At 45.0% G+C, this 16,164-nt stretch carries 14 protein-coding genes, 1 tRNA gene and 1 pseudogene; 5 read left to right on the top strand and 11 right to left on the bottom strand.

Annotated elements, in window-relative coordinates; genetic code table 11:
- Position 1 precedes the first annotated feature (1 nt).
- From NST94_RS06550 to NST94_RS06540, 3 genes are all read right to left on the bottom strand, one after another.
- Positions 2-1,420, bottom strand: coding sequence for an amidase family protein (locus NST94_RS06550; protein ID WP_339282129.1), 1,419 nt, complete (start codon positions 1,418-1,420; stop codon positions 2-4).
- A 124-nt stretch (positions 1,421-1,544) separates the two neighbouring features.
- On the bottom strand, positions 1,545-3,122 hold the full coding sequence (gene ggt / locus NST94_RS06545; protein ID WP_076302173.1) for a gamma-glutamyltransferase: 1,578 nt from the start codon (positions 3,120-3,122) through the stop codon (positions 1,545-1,547).
- Between the two features lie 641 nt (positions 3,123-3,763).
- Positions 3,764-4,141: a PH domain-containing protein gene (locus NST94_RS06540; RefSeq protein ID WP_036680049.1), complete on the bottom strand. Its 378-nt coding sequence runs from the start codon at positions 4,139-4,141 to the stop codon at positions 3,764-3,766.
- A gap of 178 nt (positions 4,142-4,319) precedes the next feature.
- On the opposite strand from NST94_RS06540, the gene NST94_RS06535 reads away from it, so the two are divergent.
- The 3 genes from NST94_RS06535 (at position 4,320) to NST94_RS06525 (ending at position 7,061) form a co-directional block, all read left to right on the top strand.
- Positions 4,320-4,487 (top strand): hypothetical protein, encoded by a 168-nt coding sequence (locus tag NST94_RS06535; RefSeq protein ID WP_162636617.1) that lies wholly within the window; start codon positions 4,320-4,322, stop codon positions 4,485-4,487.
- A gap of 120 nt (positions 4,488-4,607) precedes the next feature.
- Entirely contained in the window at positions 4,608-6,569 is a 1,962-nt protein-coding gene (locus NST94_RS06530; RefSeq protein ID WP_076125458.1) for an ABC-F family ATP-binding cassette domain-containing protein, read from the top strand.
- A 24-nt stretch (positions 6,570-6,593) separates the two neighbouring features.
- Positions 6,594-7,061 carry an ASCH domain-containing protein gene (locus NST94_RS06525; RefSeq protein ID WP_339281792.1) on the top strand — a complete coding sequence of 156 codons (468 nt, stop codon included), beginning with the start codon at positions 6,594-6,596 and terminating at the stop codon, positions 7,059-7,061.
- A gap of 101 nt (positions 7,062-7,162) precedes the next feature.
- On the opposite strand, the gene NST94_RS06520 is transcribed toward NST94_RS06525, so the two are convergent.
- The 4 genes from NST94_RS06520 to NST94_RS06505 form a co-directional block, all read right to left on the bottom strand.
- On the bottom strand, positions 7,163-7,315 hold the full coding sequence (locus tag NST94_RS06520) for a hypothetical protein (RefSeq protein WP_155288093.1): 153 nt from the start codon (positions 7,313-7,315) through the stop codon (positions 7,163-7,165).
- 202 nt (positions 7,316-7,517) lie between these two features.
- Positions 7,518-8,135 (bottom strand): NUDIX hydrolase, encoded by a 618-nt coding sequence (locus NST94_RS06515; RefSeq protein ID WP_076125462.1) that lies wholly within the window; start codon positions 8,133-8,135, stop codon positions 7,518-7,520.
- Between the two features lie 33 nt (positions 8,136-8,168).
- Complete coding sequence (locus tag NST94_RS06510; protein WP_339281791.1) at positions 8,169-9,122, bottom strand: RNA methyltransferase; 954 nt, start codon at positions 9,120-9,122, stop codon at positions 8,169-8,171.
- Between the two features lie 42 nt (positions 9,123-9,164).
- A complete protein-coding gene (locus tag NST94_RS06505; RefSeq protein WP_256721018.1) occupies positions 9,165-9,560 on the bottom strand; it encodes a helix-turn-helix domain-containing protein in 396 nt (131 codons plus the stop codon).
- Between the two features lie 115 nt (positions 9,561-9,675).
- On the opposite strand from NST94_RS06505, the gene NST94_RS06500 reads away from it, so the two are divergent.
- Together NST94_RS06500 and NST94_RS06495 are read left to right on the top strand one after the other, a co-directional pair.
- Positions 9,676-10,359, top strand: coding sequence for an SDR family NAD(P)-dependent oxidoreductase (locus NST94_RS06500; protein WP_339281790.1), 684 nt, complete (start codon positions 9,676-9,678; stop codon positions 10,357-10,359).
- Positions 10,360-10,517: 158 nt separating this feature from the next.
- Entirely contained in the window at positions 10,518-11,873 is a 1,356-nt protein-coding gene (locus NST94_RS06495) for a dipeptidase (RefSeq protein WP_036680069.1), read from the top strand.
- Between the two features lie 316 nt (positions 11,874-12,189).
- Here NST94_RS06495 and NST94_RS06490 read toward each other — a convergent pair.
- The 4 genes and pseudogenes from NST94_RS06490 to NST94_RS06475 form a co-directional block, all read right to left on the bottom strand.
- A pseudogene (locus tag NST94_RS06490) lies at positions 12,190-12,453 on the bottom strand (cation diffusion facilitator family transporter); the annotation flags it as partial.
- 147 nt (positions 12,454-12,600) lie between these two features.
- Positions 12,601-12,674: transfer RNA gene (locus tag NST94_RS06485), tRNA-Gly, on the bottom strand.
- Between the two features lie 64 nt (positions 12,675-12,738).
- Positions 12,739-14,865 (bottom strand): EAL domain-containing protein, encoded by a 2,127-nt coding sequence (locus NST94_RS06480; RefSeq protein ID WP_076185411.1) that lies wholly within the window; start codon positions 14,863-14,865, stop codon positions 12,739-12,741.
- Positions 14,866-15,109: 244 nt separating this feature from the next.
- Positions 15,110-16,069 carry an aldolase catalytic domain-containing protein gene (locus NST94_RS06475; protein ID WP_170914180.1) on the bottom strand — a complete coding sequence of 320 codons (960 nt, stop codon included), beginning with the start codon at positions 16,067-16,069 and terminating at the stop codon, positions 15,110-15,112.
- Positions 16,070-16,164: the final 95 nt, after the last annotated feature.

The following is a 16,164-nucleotide window of genomic DNA, read 5'->3' as shown; positions in this document are numbered from 1 at the left end:
CTCAGGACTGCTGCCACACTTCATTTACCCAAGAGAGTAACCGGAGATCCTGACCATGTCCGGCAATAACGGATAATCCCAGTGGCAATCCACTTGTGGAGAGCATAGGTATTGTTACCTGAGGCAAACCCGCCAACCCTGCTATGCAACTCAACATCATCGCACCGCTACGATTCTCCTCCAATTGGCGCAAATCCCCTCCACGCAGCGGCGCTGGTCCCGGAACTGTCGGAATCACAAGACAATTGTCCTCACCTAGCAGCAAGCGCATCTGATTAGAAATCTCTTTTTGCTTACATTTCGCAACACTATGATCCTCTTCCGCCAAACTAGCAGCCCACGAGAATCGCGCTGCAATATCAGGTCCAAAGACTGGTTTCTCGTTCTCAATCCAAGCGCCATGAGTTTCCCAAATTTCATTCCCCTGCAATTCTCTAAAAACATCCATCCAGACCTTTAAACCCTCCAAAGCAATCTCTATCTCCATGAGATGATCTGCCCCGGATCGCAAACACCTTAATCCCTCCGATAATATAGCTGCATCCTCCAGATTAACCAAAGCCCAGCAGTCAGTAGCAACAAATAAAGTACCCATTTTGTTTTTGTCTTCTATTATCTTTTTTACCTTGTTCTCCGGGCCGATCTCTAAAATTTTATCCGTACTCTTCTCAATACGCTTCTCCAAAATCGTTTCTAAACTTTCTTTCTGGCTCATTTCTAAATTATTTTCATCAGTCTTCACCATGTCTACCTCTAGGTTGTTCTCTAAATTTTTAATTACATTCTTCTCTATGCTCTTCCCTACAGTTTCCTCTATACTACTTTCTAATTTCTTCGCCATCTTCACAGATGTACTCCCAGCCACAAGCAACACTTCCCCTACCTGCTGGAGCACATCCAAACGATCTGACATCCAGCCAATGGTATCAAAAGCCGGAGATAATGGAATAACACCTTGAAAATCCACAGCTCCATGCGTTGGTCGAAAGCCATATACTCCGCAATAGGAGGAAGGTACTCGAATTGAGCCACCGGTGTCCGTACCGAGCGCAAAATCAACACTACCAGAAGCTACCGCTACTGCCGAACCACTTGAAGATCCGCCCGGGATACGACCTACAGCACGCGGATTAATCGGCGTTCCAAAATGATGGTTCTCGCCGCCCAGACTATACATCAGCTCATCCGTATGGGCAGCACCACGAAGTGTAGCACCCGACAACAGTAAACGATGTACAGCCACCGCATGCTCCGTGGACGGATGGTGGCTATGCAGCCAATCAGGATTACCTGCAGAAGAGCTGTGTCCAGCTACAGCGAATACATCTTTTACTGCAAAGGTCAGTCCATCCAATATCCCGCTACCTAAACTCTCAACCGTAAGCTCAGGATCTATAAACGCACCATACCGATTATCCAAAACCATAATTACTCCTCCTCCCTTCACCATTACTATCACAATCCCTCTAACAGCCTTTCGAATCCGTCACCTTTTCTCCTACGATTCCTTCAGAGTTCTTCCGGCCGCTCCATCATTCCTATACCTACCACCCAATCGCCGCACCATCGCAGCGCGGGTCCGTTCCCCCACTCCGGTATCCATTGTCATCTATCGAAATCACGTGAGCGTGACCCATAACCCCATCATAGTCATCTACTTTCCGGACAATATGACCGGCTGCGGCCAATTCTGCCAGCACCTCATCAGCTACCCTACTCTCCACCTTCAGTTCTTGCGTAGGCTCTCCCCACGTTCTCCCCCACACAAAACGTGGCTCATTCACAGCTTTTTGTGGATTCATGCCATAATGCAGCATCCTTGTGAGCAGCAGAGTTTGAGTCTGTGGTTGACCTTCGCCACCTTGCGTCCCATACAAAATCACAGGTTTGCCCTCGCGGCAGGCCATCGCTGGCATCAGTGTGTGGAAGCTGCGCTTATGCGGCTCAAGCGTATTGATATGCCCGGGATCCAGCGAAAAAAACGAACCTCGATTCTGCAGCAAAATCCCCGTATCCCCAGCGATCACGCCCGAACCAAATTCAAAATACAGACTCTGAATAAAAGAGACCACATTCCCGTCTTCATCCACAACTGCAGCATAAGCTGTATCACTGCCGATAGGCTGACTTGTCAGTTGTGTAGCTTTTTGCATCGAAATCGCAGATGCTAATTGTCCTGCATAACGTTTTTCCAGCAGCTGCTCCAAAGGTATAGCACTAAAATCCGGATCCGTAAGCACCCTATCCCGATCGTGGAAGCTTAACTTCAACGCTTCAACAAGCAGGTGATAATATTCATACGATCCATGCTCGATTGCTTCAAAATTGAAATACTCCAACATATTAAGACTCATTAGTCCTGTGAAACCTTGAGAGTTAGGCGGCACTTGGTACACCGTATGCCCGTGATAATCCGTATGAAGCGGCTCGCCCCACTCGCCCTGATGATCCGCAAAGTCATCCCGAGTCAGATACCCGCCAGATGCCAGCATAAAGTCACAGATGTCCTCCGCAATCTTCCCCTTATAAAAAGCATCCCGCCCACCCGCCGCCAATGTCCGCAGGGTGGCCGCCAGCTGTTTTTGCTGGAATCGCGATCCAGCACAAGGAATCACGCCGCCTGGCGTGTAAATCGCTGCCGCCTCCGGCGACAGCGCAGAGCCCGCAACAGCCGTGTTATTCCGCTGATCCGGCGACAGCGGAAACCCCTCCAAAGCGTAACCAACGGCAGGCTCCAGTACTTCCGCCAGCGTAAAGCGGCCATACTTACTCAGTATGGCATCCCAACTGTCCGCCATCCCCGGCACCGTAATGGCGCTGCGAATCCCCCGCCGCGGGATGAAAGCTTCCCCGGCATAGCTGCTTCTGCCGACTCTGTACCCGGAGCGCCCGCTTCCGTTATAGGCCCGAACACGCGCCTCTTGCGTGTTATAGGTCAACCAAAAGGAATCTCCGCCTAGCCCCGTCATATGCGGATATACTACAGCTAATGTCGCACTGATCGCCACCGCTGCATCAAAGGCATTCCCCCCTTTTTCCAGCATACGTGCACCAGCAGCCGAAGCTAAATAATGGGGACTAACTACCATAGTTTTTGTGCCTATTACGGGTTTTTCCGCCATATCCCATCCCCCTATGTTTTACGGGTTTCACCGCCATGCCTATCCCTCTACGTTTTACGGGTTTCTCCCCTCCACCATGCCCATCCCCCTATGTTTTACGGGTTTTTCCGCCATGTCCCAACTCCTTATTTTTTGCGGCGGGATTCTTCAACATATTCAATCTCCTATATTCTGCGGCAGGTTCCTCTGCGAGCCCCCTATAACTTCTGGTTTAATTAGTGTCATTTAACATTACACGAAAATCCTTTGTCAATCGGTTACGCTGAAACGCAAAATAAACCTCTTCTTTTTGTGAGCTATGCACAAATAAGAGGTCATCTTTGTTTAACCTTGTAGATTCACGCCTACGAATATTATAAGATCATTTTAATTACAGGGAGCCGCATACTACCATGGCGTACTACCGTGACCTTTTGCCACCAAATCGCTACCTATCTCGAATATATATAGTCACCTTTTGCCACCAAATCGCTACCTATCTCGAATATGTCTAGTCACCTTTTGCCGCTATATAGCTACCTATCTCGGTTATGTATTGTGGCTCTGCCTATCTCAGATATGTCTAACTGCATCTAACCTTAGTAATCTTAGCCACTTTTACTTAGAGGGGGGCTTGTGCTTTGGAACACCGAATAAACAATTTATTTTAAAATATATTGCGATAACACGGCCTGCACCTCGTAAATATTTACGGATTTATTGAAGGTCTTCTTCACCGGAAGCGTGCTGCTGGAAATGTAGATACATAGCTCCGCATCCAGATCAAAATGCCCTGCCGTCTCCACGGAATAATGCGAGATGCTTTTGTAAGGGATCGAATGATATTCTGTTTTTTTGCCCGTCAGACCTTGTTTATCCACCAAAATAAGCCGCTTGTCCGTAAAAATGAACATATCTCTAATCAGCTTATAGGCGCGTTCAATTTTCTCCTGAGGGGCAAGAATTTGTGCGTATTCCCGCTGGACCTCCGTAAGATTCACTTGCGATGCATTGCCCATTAATCCGTCAAAAAGTGCCATATCTCTTCCTCTTTTCATCCGTTAAATTTAGCCACTTGCCCCCCACTACAGAACCATATTATTCTATTTTTCATATTCTATGCTGTGTAAAAATACTCTCTGACATCTTTTTACTTGCTTATTTTTTGATTTTTGATTACACTGTCATTAAATTTACTAAGAGAGGGGTGTGGAAGGAATGGATCACAATTGGACCAACAGTGTTATGAGTCGGCTACCTAAAGCGATAGCTGGCATTGCTCATGTAAATGGCGATAACGGGAGAAGTCTGTCCATTTGTATGAATTTAATAACACTACACAATTGTGAAATGCCTTTCCTGCCATCACCCGGACGGATCAGTTAACCGGAGAATGATAAGGCCGTGGGGAAATTTCCCTACGGTCTTTTTTTATGGTTTTTCACAGGATTTCGGAGCCATTTAGGGTACTGGCGGTGCGAAGGGCATTCTTAAAGGAGAATATATATGATCATCCAATGCCAAAATGTTCAAAAATACCACGGGGCACAACTCGTGCTGAATAGCATTACCTTCGATATCCGCCAAGGGGAAAAAATTGGCCTGATCGGCCGCAACGGTTGTGGCAAAACGACACTATTCCACCTGCTGAACGGGGAAGAACGTCCCGATGAAGGGCAAATCTCAATACGCAAAGGTAGCGTAGTAGGCCTGCTGGCTCAAATACAAGAAGTTAGCGAAAAAGAAACCGTATATGATGTTCTACAGCGCAGCTTTGCTGAACCTTTGCAATGGCAGCACCGCCTGCGGGAGCTTGAGCTGGAAATGTCCAGCTTTAACAGCGGAACGGATGAAACCCTCTGGAATCGGCTGTTAAAAGAATATGGCAGCTTGCAGGATAAGTTCGAGGCCGCCGGAGGTTACGAGATCGAATCCTCTATTCAGCGCGTAGCCTCGGGTCTCGGGATCGGAACCGGACAATACAGCCGACTGTTCGCCTCTCTTTCAGGAGGAGAAAAAACAAAAGTCGGACTTGCGGAGCTGCTACTGCGCCGTCCAGACATCCTTCTACTGGATGAACCAACCAATCATCTCGATATGAATGCCATCGAATGGTTGGAGCAATTTTTACAGAGTTATGATGGAACAGTGCTGGCGATCTCCCATGACCGCTACTTTCTGGACGCTGTAGTCAAGAAAGTCATCGAGATTGAAGATGGCGAGGCTTTTACCTTCCACACCAACTACAGCGGCTATCAAGTGGAGAAGGAAACACGACTTCTTCAACAATTTGCTGATTATCAAGAGCAGCAGAAAAAAATAAAACAAATGCAGGAAAGCATCAAACGTCTCATTGAATTTGGCAATCGCGGGACTCCTCCTAACCCTTCCTTTTACCGGAGAGCAGCATCCATGCAAAAAGCACTGGATCGTATGGTGAAGGTTAAACGTCCCATTCTGGAGCGCAAATCAATGGATTTGCAGCTACAGCAAAATGACCGTTCCGGTAATCAGGTTGTCATTTTGGAGGATATCGGAAAAGCATATGGTCAGCGAAGCCTTTTCACAGAGGCAAACGAAGTGCTTCGCTACGGAGAGACTACGGCACTCATCGGCGGTAACGGGGCAGGTAAAAGTACACTTTTAAGAATTATTTTAGGGCAGGAAACCCCGGACAGCGGAAGCTGTACACTCGGTTCAAGAACTGTGGTCGGCTACCTCGCACAAGAGGCTGTTCCGGAAAATAACAAACAGTCTGTACTCCGCTACTTTCGCGAAGAAGCTGGACTTGAAGAAGGTGAAGCTCGCGGGCAGCTTGCACGTTTCCTATTCTATGGTCCCGATGTATTCAAAGACATTACGAATCTGTCCGGTGGTGAATGGACCCGCCTGCGTTTCGCTGTACTAATGCATCGCAAGCCAAACCTGCTGATTCTCGATGAGCCGACCAATCATCTGGACATAGATTCTCGTGAAGCACTCGAAGAAGCATTAGAGGAGTTTCCAGGCACAGTTCTGGCGGTATCTCATGACCGTTATTTCATCAATCGTCTATTTCACAAACTATGGTCCATTGAAGACGGGCGGTTTGGAGTGTTCAACGGAAACTATGAATATTACAAGGAAAAACAAGCTGAAAAAGCATTATTAGCTCCCTCTTTTGCGGATCAAGCTAAACCTTTCTCTGCAGAACGAACAAGTTCAGGCTCTGATAAGCCTCAATCTAACAATTCAGGGAAAGAAACCAACGCTAAATCCTCCAGTTCCCGTAGGAAAAACACCACCTTCGACTGGGAAACGGCCATTGCAGAGGTAGAGAAACGCCTTGGCGTGATCGATGCCAAGATGTTAGAGCCCCTGATCAGCAGCGATGCAGTTGAACTTGCTGAACTGCAACAAGAACGTGATGCGATACAGGAACAGTTGGATGAGCTCTATACAGGATGGATGGAGACAACTGATCTATAAATTGATCTATAAGGAGATGAGCATATGAGCAACAAAGAGAAAATTAAGTTGTTATGGAAAGAATATACCCACCTTCATCCACAAACAGCGGATAAATATGACGCCTGGGCCTTTGGTGACAGTCCCCAGATGGCCGATAAACTGCTCGATCTGGTGATTCGTGGGATCAAGACAGGAACTGCTTCAAATTATGATATATTTGAAACTTGTGACGAGACGTTTCCGCAAGTTGGCAGGCACAGTATCGTGCTGGATGGTTCTGGTGATCCGCAGGCAATAATTATTACTGCAGAGGTACAAATTATACCTTTTGATGAGGTTAGCGCTGAGTTTGCCTATACTGAAGGAGAGGGTGACCGGACGCTTAAGTCATGGCGTCATGATCATGAGCAGTTCTTCACCCGAGAATCCTTAAAATTCTTAAACAAACCCTTTGATCCAAAGATGAAAGTTGTTTGTGAGAATTTTAAAGTGGTATATACAAAAGGCTAAGATCTTCAGAAAACGCAAAAGGCTGTCTCTTCCACAAGGAAGGGACAGCCTTTTGTGTATACTATAAATTCAACAGAATTAGATCCTCATTAATTTATGGTTTAGTGCCAAAATCCCAAAATCCAGCCAATAACAGAGATCCATAACGGAATGCTGATTAAGATACCCCAAACCAGCCCAGTGGCAATATTGCCTTCTGCAGGACGCACCACATTTTCCTGTTTCAATGGAATGCTCAATTCTTCTTGTTCCATGCGATCCCCTCCTAAAATATCTTATCGTCACAGTAGAGGAAAAAATGTAGACCGCTCGACCCAAAAAATTAAAATTTTGAATTTTGGTAGATATAAAGGCTCAGCGGCCAAACCGTTGTAAGTGCTTACATATTAGATATTAACCAAATTTTGAATAATTAAAAACTTAAATTTGCGGAAGTCATACAGTATATGCAGATTCTTAGTCCAATATTACTACTTTTTCCGGATTTCGTAAATATTCAAACATCGTCCGAATCTGCGCCTCTGTATTCCGCTCTGCTGAGAGCTCAGGCAGCTTATCTTCTGCAAAAAAAGAAACTTCGCTTGTCTCTACCCCTTCCATTGCCTCTCCGCCCACAATGCGGCATAAAATAAAGAACTTATACACGTGATAAGGCTCCGGTGGATGGTTATGAAATTTCTTATCTAATACAGCCAGTAAGCGAACTGCTTCTGCCTCAAAACCCGATTCCTCTTTGATTTCTTTCACAACAACCTCACTCGGGGACAGTCCAATGTCTCCCCAGCCACCAGGAAGCGCCCAATTCCCGTCCAACTTCTCGCGAACAAGTAGAATTTCATCCTCCCGGAATACAACACCACGGACATCAACTTTTGGAGTAGCATAACCCCCTTCACCCGCAAAGGAGAGTCTAATTCTCTCCTTGCTTTCGAAGGTATAATTAGCGAGGATATCTACACTGAGCTCCCGCAAAGCTTGATACCGTTCTATATCATAAACATCCTTAGCATAAGTTAATCCAGTCTGTGCGATGGCCTGAATTTCTTTGGCCCACGTTAACCATTTCTGCTCCATTGCTGCACCCCTTTTTCGGTACCTTGATTAGGATTACTGGCAAAGCATTAAATGACGCGAGAAGGCTCCTTTTTTAGCTTCACAACGGTCTATGATTGTAAATCCAGCTTCAGTGATCATCTCGTCCATCGGTTCAATCGCAACGATAACCACCCGATCTGCAATCCGGCGCGCATTCACTAGAATCGCGAACTGCTCCTCAGGTGTAATACTAGAATATAGATTATATGGCATATCTACAATGGCTACATCGTAATGATCAGTGATATCCGCAATATCCCCAAGCGTTACCTCACTGGTGAATCCAAAATGGGCAATATTTGTTCTCGCACCGGTAGCAATCATAGGGTTAATATCACGTCCAACCATGTCGATTCCCATTGACAAGGCTTCTACCATTACAGTTCCAATACCACAGCAAGGATCTATAGCACGTATACCTTCAGGATTCGGAATAGCCATATTAACCGCGGCACGGGCAACACGTGTACTAAGCGCGATAGAATAGCTGCGTGGCTTCTTCATTTGGCGGAACCAAGTTGCCTTGTTTTTATGATAAGATCCGAAGTACCAGCGTCCACCCAGCGTAACAATGCCGTATACCAGCTCCGGATGGTTAACATCCGCTTCTCCTTCAATCCGCAACCCAATTTCCCGCTCGATCACTCTGCGCTCATCATACTCTATTTTGTATGCAGGGCCCAGATCATTGGTCTTCACAAAAATAACCTTAAACGTCTTGCCGTCAAGCTCCACCTGCTCCGTTTGATCATAAATCTCAGGCAGACTATCCCCTTCATACATTACATCAATCCGCTCTTTAATGAAGGGACTGCGGCTGACATCCACTTCAACCTCACTCTTAAAAATAGCAGTCGGCACCTGCTCGCCAAAAAGACATCGCAGCTCCATCTGACACAGCGATAACTCGTCCTCTGAACAGGTGTAAGTATAAATAAATGTGTTTGTTCCACTTTCCTTATGCAATATAATCCATCCTCTATCCCAGTGAATTGTTCTGCTGTCTTGTTACTCCTGTGTGTCGTGCTGGTGGTCATAATCTATACGCGCTTTGGCGATCTTCCCATTGTTTTTGTTGACCCAGTCCACAAGCGAGGTTAAAGGTCCCAACAATGATTCTCCTATGCTCGTCAGACCATATTCCACAGTCAATGGGACTGTAGGCGTTGCTTTACGCCAAACTAACCCATCCCGTTCCAAATGGCGCAGGGTCTGGGTCAGCATCCGTTGTGATATCCCTCCAGAGCGCCTTTGCAACTCTTTGAACCGCAAAGCTTCAATACCTAAATTGACTATGATCAGCACACTCCATTTGTCTCCCACCCTGTCCAGAATCTGGCGGGTAATGGAGCAATCCTCCAGCATCGGCATGAACCGGGTGGGTTCTTCCTTTGAATGTTCCAACTGTGGTTACCTCCATGTAACTTAAGCATGTAATAGTGCCTTCTTGTCCCTCAAGCCTATTCAGCTTATCATGGTTACTGTTAGTAATCAACAACCGGAAAGGAACTAATAAATCATGAAAAAGACCATTGCCATCATGGGTGCCGGACCCGGCCTAGGACTCTCAATCGCCAAAAAATTCGGAGCCAACGAATTTCAAGTGGCATTAATCTCTCGAAATGAAGAGAAGCTGAACACCCTTGTTCAGGAACTGCAAGCACTGAATATCGAGGCTGCTGCTTTTCCTGCCGACGTATACAATAAAGAACAAGTAGCCACAGCCTTCGATAATATCAAGAAAAAATACGGCTTTATCGATGTGCTCGAATTCAGCCCGACAAGTGGAAATTACCCTCCTACTCCTGCTTCACAAGTAACCGAAGAAAATGCACAGGATGCCTTTCAGGCACTGGTTGTAGCCGCTATCCGCAGCGTAGCACAGGTATTGCCTGAGATGCTGGAGAAACGCAGCGGCGCACTGCTGTTCACAACCGGATTGTCCTCCATCTATCCCATGCAGATGATGGGTAATGTTGGCATTGCGCTTAGCGGATTAAGAAACTACGCACTTAACCTGCATGCAGATTTGGCTCCACAAGAAATCTATGTAGGTCATTTAGCACTTGGTGTATTCATTAAACCCGGCACCGCTACAGATCCAGGACTCATCGCTGATGTTTGGTATGAGATGTATATGGACAAAAGCAAAGCTGAGGATACTTTTCCCCAAGGTGTGACACCGGCTACAATCATCTGGTGAGAGGTTTGCCCCATCGCTTTTGATCCATAGTGAGTTCTCCAGTATAATGGTTCCTATAGAATGCTAAACAAGACGGTCACGCATGGCCAATAAGCTTATGCCCAGGCGCTTACAAAGCCGGTTTTGCGCAGCAAAACTTAAGGAGGTACATACTCACTATGTCATACGAAACTTATTTTTCAACCCACCGGGATGAACATCTCGAAGAACTAAAACAATGGCTCAGAATTCCAAGTATTTCTGCCTTATCTGAACATAAGGACGATGTACTGAAGGCAGCCCATTGGCTGACAGACACCCTGAAAAAAGCCGGACTTGAGAACATTGAGTTGCATCCGACAGCGGGACATCCCGTTATATATGCCGATTATCTTCATGCTCCAGGCAAACCAACCATTCTCGTGTATGGTCACTACGATGTACAACCAGTAGATCCATTAAACCTATGGACCACACCTCCATTTGAACCAGAGATTCGTGATGGCAAGCTTTATGCACGCGGAGCAACAGATGACAAAGGACAAGTATTCGTTCACCTCAAAGCCATTGAGGCGATCCTGAAACAAGAAGGTACTCTTCCTGTGAATCTCAAGCTTTGCATCGAAGGTGAAGAAGAAATCGGCAGTGTGAATCTGCCTCCGTTCCTTGAGGCCAATAAAGAAAAGCTCGCTGCGGATGCGGTGTTAGTCTCCGATACATCCCTATTGGAACGCGGTCGTCCTGCCATCTGCACTGGGCTACGTGGACTAGCTTCCCTTGAAGTTGATGTAACTACCGCTTTGACAGACCTGCACTCCGGTTCTTACGGCGGCGGTGTTCCGAATGCACTGCATGCCCTAGTATCTTTGCTAAGCTCGCTTCATGACGACAAAGGACGTGTATCTGTAGACGGATTCTATGATGGTGTTCCTGAACTTTCCCCAATGCTGCGGGAAGAATTCGTGAAGCAAGGTGTGAATGAAGATAAAATCCGCGAAGGTCTTGGATTGGAATCGTTATACGGGGAAGAAGGTTATTCCTTTGTAGAACGGATTGGCGCTCGTCCTACGCTTGAGCTTAACGGCGTATACGGCGGTTTCCAAGGGGAAGGCAGTAAGACGGTTATCCCTAAAGAAGCACATGCGAAGATTACCTGCCGCCTAGTTGGCGATCAGGATCCACAGCATATCCTCGATGCCGTTGAAGCACATCTGAAGGCTAATATTCAGACCGGAGCGAAAGTGCATGTTAAGCAAATGGAGAAGGCACGTGCCTTTAACATCGATCCGTCGAATCCTATTCTGCAAACTGCAGCAGACGCATATGGCAAAGTATATGGAACCCGTGCCCTCTTCACCAAAGACGGCGGCTCCATTCCGATCATGGAGAGCTTCTCCCGTGTACTGGAAGCACCTGTCGTTCTGATGGGCTTTGGTCTCGATGATGAGAACCTGCATGCACCGGATGAGCATTTCAACCTGGAGAACTTCGACAAGGGATTACTCACCATTGTTGAGTTCCTAAAGACTGTATAAGCTCCCTACAAACAATTAAAGCCAGGTTCCCTAAATTGGGAGCCTGGCTTTTTAGTATGCGGTCAAACAAAAGAGCATCATTGCTTAGTCCATTTATAAAACCACCATACCATTGCTATCACCATTATTATTAAAAGAAAAATCAGGCTTTTAACTGAGCTACTTATTATTAAAGGTCTTAAATAAGCGATCATTATCCGTCCCCCATATAGAATGAATATAAAAGAGATATAATCACCATATCACTTAATACAAAATATTGAAATAGCAGAGAAACTCTGTGCTTAATCACAATTATTATCCTTCATGTAATATCTCCAGCAACAAAAATAAGCAACGTTTCAATCGTCCCTGAGATATTCTCCACTTTGCCATGACCATAAGGATGAGCTTTATCCGCAGAGCGACTCGACCATCGGACCGAGAAAAAAGCAATCAACGAAGCAACTAAATCTAAGGAGGAGTGGATCGCTTCCGAGATAATTGCTACTGAACCTGTAAGTACTCCGACCATAAGCTTTAAAGAAACGATAAATGTATTGCTAAGTACAGATAGGAACGCAATCTTTGCACCATTCAAAAGTTTCACAACCTTTTCTTAAAAGTACGCTATATTAAAGTTTTTCCATTAGGCAAATAGTATAAACAAAAAAATCCCACCAACCATTAATAGGCTGATGGGATATAAAAAAACCCTTGCATCGCAAGGATTTGGAAGTTTGAATTATGGAGCGGGTGATGGGAATCGAACCCACGCTATCAGCTTGGAAGGCTGAAGTTCTACCATTGAACTACACCCGCACTAGAAAGTGAATACAAGAGTTATTGTATCATCTCTACAAGTAAAAATCAACATTTTTTTAGTTTACAGGGAAGCGCCGAGGGGTGCCTTTTTTAAAAATATCGCCTCAAACTCTGCTGGTTGAATAGGTTTGCTGAACAGAAATCCTTGAGCTTCATGACAATGCTGTTCACGCAAAAACTGCAGCTGCTCCTTGTTCTCAACACCCTCAGCCGTAACCTTCAGCTTCAAATGATGCGCCATAGAAGTGATTGTAGAGACTATAGCAGCATTGTTGCTGTCCTCCATAACCTCTGATACGAACGACCTGTCTATTTTCAATCTGTCGATTGGCATGTTCTTTAGATAATGCAGGGAGCTGTAGCCTGTACCAAAATCATCAATACTGATGAAGACACCAAGCTCTTTCAGACGTTTCAGCTGATCAAAGGCTGTTTCTTTATCCAAGGTCATACTCTCAGTAATCTCAAGGTCGACATAACACGGATCTAATCCAATGTCGGTTAAGATGGTATGAATCCTCCCTGCTAGATTAGGCTGAAGGAATTGCCGCATAGATAGGTTGATGGAGACGCAAATCGGCACATAGCCGGCCAGCTGCCATTTTTTATTCTGCAGACAAGCTGTTTTAAGTACCCATTCCCCAATCGGAACAATGAGTCCACTCTCCTCAGCTAACGGGATAAATTCCGCAGGAGAGACCAGACCACGTTTCGGATGATTCCAGCGGAGCAGAGCTTCCATTCCTACGATCTCTTCCGTCTCCAGCAAAACCTTTGGCTGATACACCAGAAAGAATTCATTGCGTTCAAGCGCTCTGCGGAGGTCATTTTCCAGCTTTAGACGTTCCTTTGCTTTCATCTGCATAGCTGGGATATACCGGCGAATCTCCACTCCCTGTTCCTTGGCATTATGTACAGCCGTATCAGCATTCTGAATTAGATGTTCCGCAGTTTCACCGTCACCGGGATAAATACTTAACCCCATACTAAGCGAAATATGGTACTCCCCCGACTCTAAGGCAATAGGTACCTCAAACAATCGATGCAGCTCCGTAGCTCGTACCAAACATTCTCCAAGACTTGCTCTCTCCATCATAAGAAAAGCGAACTCATCCGCCCCCATACTATAAAGCTCTTCAGTAGATTTGGCCTCATTCACAAGCCGCTCAGACACCAGCTTCAATAAATGGTCTCCGGCAAAATGGCCCAGGGAGTCATTAATATTCTTGAAATGATTAATATTCATAATAGCTAACGCTGAGAATTTATCGCTCGTTTTCTTCTCTCCAGCAATAATCATCTCTTCTACACGCTGCGTCAGACGACGTCTATTGGGAAGTCCCGTTAAATCATCATGATAGGCTAAATAATTGATCCGCTCCTCAGCCAACTGCTTTTCGTAAAAAGGTTCTTCAATCGTCAGACGATATACTCCAGTAAGCAGCAAGTAGTAAGCAACTCCGCTACACACCATTCCAAAAAGATCATCTATATTGCCACTACTGAATGGACTCATAAAAAAGGCTTGGCCCAAAGAGAAAAAGATAAGTGCTCGAATAATAATAAGCAGTGAGGCTGACTTTTCATTTTTTTCAGGAAATACAATAACCGCAACACCTGCCAAGTAAACAAAAAGAACTGCTAAATCAGCAATCTGCTTCAATGGATTCATCCAAGGCTTAGTTAATAACTGAGGCAATGCCGAGTGGCTGAAAATAAACAAAACAATGGAAAGCACAATCAACATGAAGGCTATTCTAAACAATTTTCTTTTTTCAGAGACAGACACGGGCTTATCTTCCCTGCTAAAAATAAACAACATTCCTAAACCGCTGATTAGTCGTGAGAGGGTTCGCAGCCACAACGATTCTTCAAAAGTTATGAATGATGAAATCAACGGGACGCCGACAAAACCCAATGTATGCAAGAAATCAAGAATACATATTCCACCAAAAAGAGCAGCGGCATATAATCTTCCTTTAGATAATCTGCTAGAGAAGAATAACCAGCCCTGTGCAAATATTGCAAATCCAAAAGCAACATTACAGCAGCCGACAATGAGATAGAGAGAAGAAATAATATCCCAATCGTCCAATCGGTTAAGCGATGTATGGAAAATTTGAATTAAAAGGAACAGCAAGGCGCCTACAGCAGCTGCTTGAATTGTCTTTTTCTCTTCTTGTCTCATAAGTCCCTCGCGTCTGAAAATAATATCTATTAATTAACATTCAAGTATAGTTATGTCCTATGTATAAATATCGGCGGGATAGGACTTTTAAGTTACATTTCTTTTATGGGCATTCAAAAGGAAGGCGCGTTTATAAGTTATATATTCATAAATCTTGCATAAATATAAACCATTTTCTGCTAGCAGGCAACCAAAAAAGCACTTCCCCCTACGAAAGGGTTCAGTGCTTCTAAGAAACTCAAGTTTATTTGTCACCAAAGGTTACTTCTGGTGTTGTAAGCTTATCAAAAAAATCAACGGATTTATCCTTGTCTGCAGATGCACGAAGTGCCATTGCTGAACGTGGATGCTCATCAAGTGTACCTGTGATCATATAAGGAATGATATAGCCCCACTCCTCTTTCTCACGCAAAGGAATCATCAGGCGTTCAATAATATCAAGCACAGGGCGCAAGGAGTAACGTGTATTCTTCAAATGAGTTACTAACAGCTCTGTAGGGCAATTTCCTGCAGCTCGTCCCATTCCATAACAAGAAGCATCCAGTAACTCTACACCATTCTCAGCAGCAATCAACGTGTTGGAGAACGCCAACTGAAGATTATTGTGAGTATGTACGCCTAGACGTTTGTTTGGCAGATGTGTCTTGAACTTCTCAACCAGATAATTCATGTCATTGTGATCCAAGCTGCCGTATGAATCTACAATATATACCACATCAACAACGCTCTCACGGATCATTTCAAAAGCTTCCAACAATTCATTCTCCATAACATTAGACAAAGCCATAATGTTGATCGTTGTCTCATAGCCTAGATCATGGAAAGTTTGTACCAATTGCAAGGCTTTCTCTACATCTTTGCTGTAGCATGCCACACGAATCAAATCCAGCATACTTTCGCTGCGAGGCAAAATATCATTCTCATCCACGCGGCCGATATCAACCAAAGCAGATAGCTTGGTGTGACCTTTTTGCGGAATCACTTTACGCAGGAAATCATCGTCCAGAAAACGCCATGGTCCGGCACCCTCTGCTCCTTTGAGCAATTTTGGTGAATTTTTATAACCGATTTCCATATAATCAACACCAGCTTCATTCAAGCCGGCATATAAGTTTTGTACAAATTCCACACTGAAATCCCAGTTGTTCACTAGGCCCCCATCTCGGATGGTGCAGTCAACAATCTTACATTGATTAGTCTTCATAATTATCTCCCTTCAACTATTGCAATCATTATAACCGCGAATATAGCTTTACTATGCAATTTATATCGTATAATCATACTTTAATGAAGAATAAA

It is taken from the genome of Paenibacillus sp. FSL H8-0282 (assembly GCF_037963825.1).
GTDB lineage: Bacteria > Bacillota > Bacilli > Paenibacillales > Paenibacillaceae > Paenibacillus_AQ > Paenibacillus_AQ odorifer.
Note: the sequence above shows the minus strand (reverse complement) of the source record. Positions and strands in the feature narration are given on the sequence as shown.

Excerpts from the sequence above, each read along its gene's own strand:
- NST94_RS06475 (WP_170914180.1), bottom strand. The coding sequence starts at position 16,069 with ATGAAGACTAATCAATGTAAGATTGTTGACTGCACCATCCGAGATGGG.
- NST94_RS06520 (WP_155288093.1), bottom strand. The coding sequence starts at position 7,315 with ATGGAACAAGAAGAATTGAGCATTCCATTGAAACAGGAAAATGTGGTG.
- NST94_RS06525 (WP_339281792.1), top strand. The coding sequence starts at position 6,594 with ATGAGCAACAAAGAGAAAATTAAGTTGTTATGGAAAGAATATACCCAC.
- NST94_RS06530 (WP_076125458.1), top strand. The coding sequence starts at position 4,608 with ATGATCATCCAATGCCAAAATGTTCAAAAATACCACGGGGCACAACTC.
- NST94_RS06480 (WP_076185411.1), bottom strand. The coding sequence starts at position 14,865 with ATGAGACAAGAAGAGAAAAAGACAATTCAAGCAGCTGCTGTAGGCGCC.
- NST94_RS06535 (WP_162636617.1), top strand. The coding sequence starts at position 4,320 with ATGGATCACAATTGGACCAACAGTGTTATGAGTCGGCTACCTAAAGCG.
- NST94_RS06495 (WP_036680069.1), top strand. The coding sequence starts at position 10,518 with ATGTCATACGAAACTTATTTTTCAACCCACCGGGATGAACATCTCGAA.
- NST94_RS06500 (WP_339281790.1), top strand. The coding sequence starts at position 9,676 with ATGAAAAAGACCATTGCCATCATGGGTGCCGGACCCGGCCTAGGACTC.
- NST94_RS06540 (WP_036680049.1), bottom strand. The coding sequence starts at position 4,141 with ATGGCACTTTTTGACGGATTAATGGGCAATGCATCGCAAGTGAATCTT.
- NST94_RS06515 (WP_076125462.1), bottom strand. The coding sequence starts at position 8,135 with ATGGAGCAGAAATGGTTAACGTGGGCCAAAGAAATTCAGGCCATCGCA.
- ggt (WP_076302173.1), bottom strand. The coding sequence starts at position 3,122 with ATGGCGGAAAAACCCGTAATAGGCACAAAAACTATGGTAGTTAGTCCC.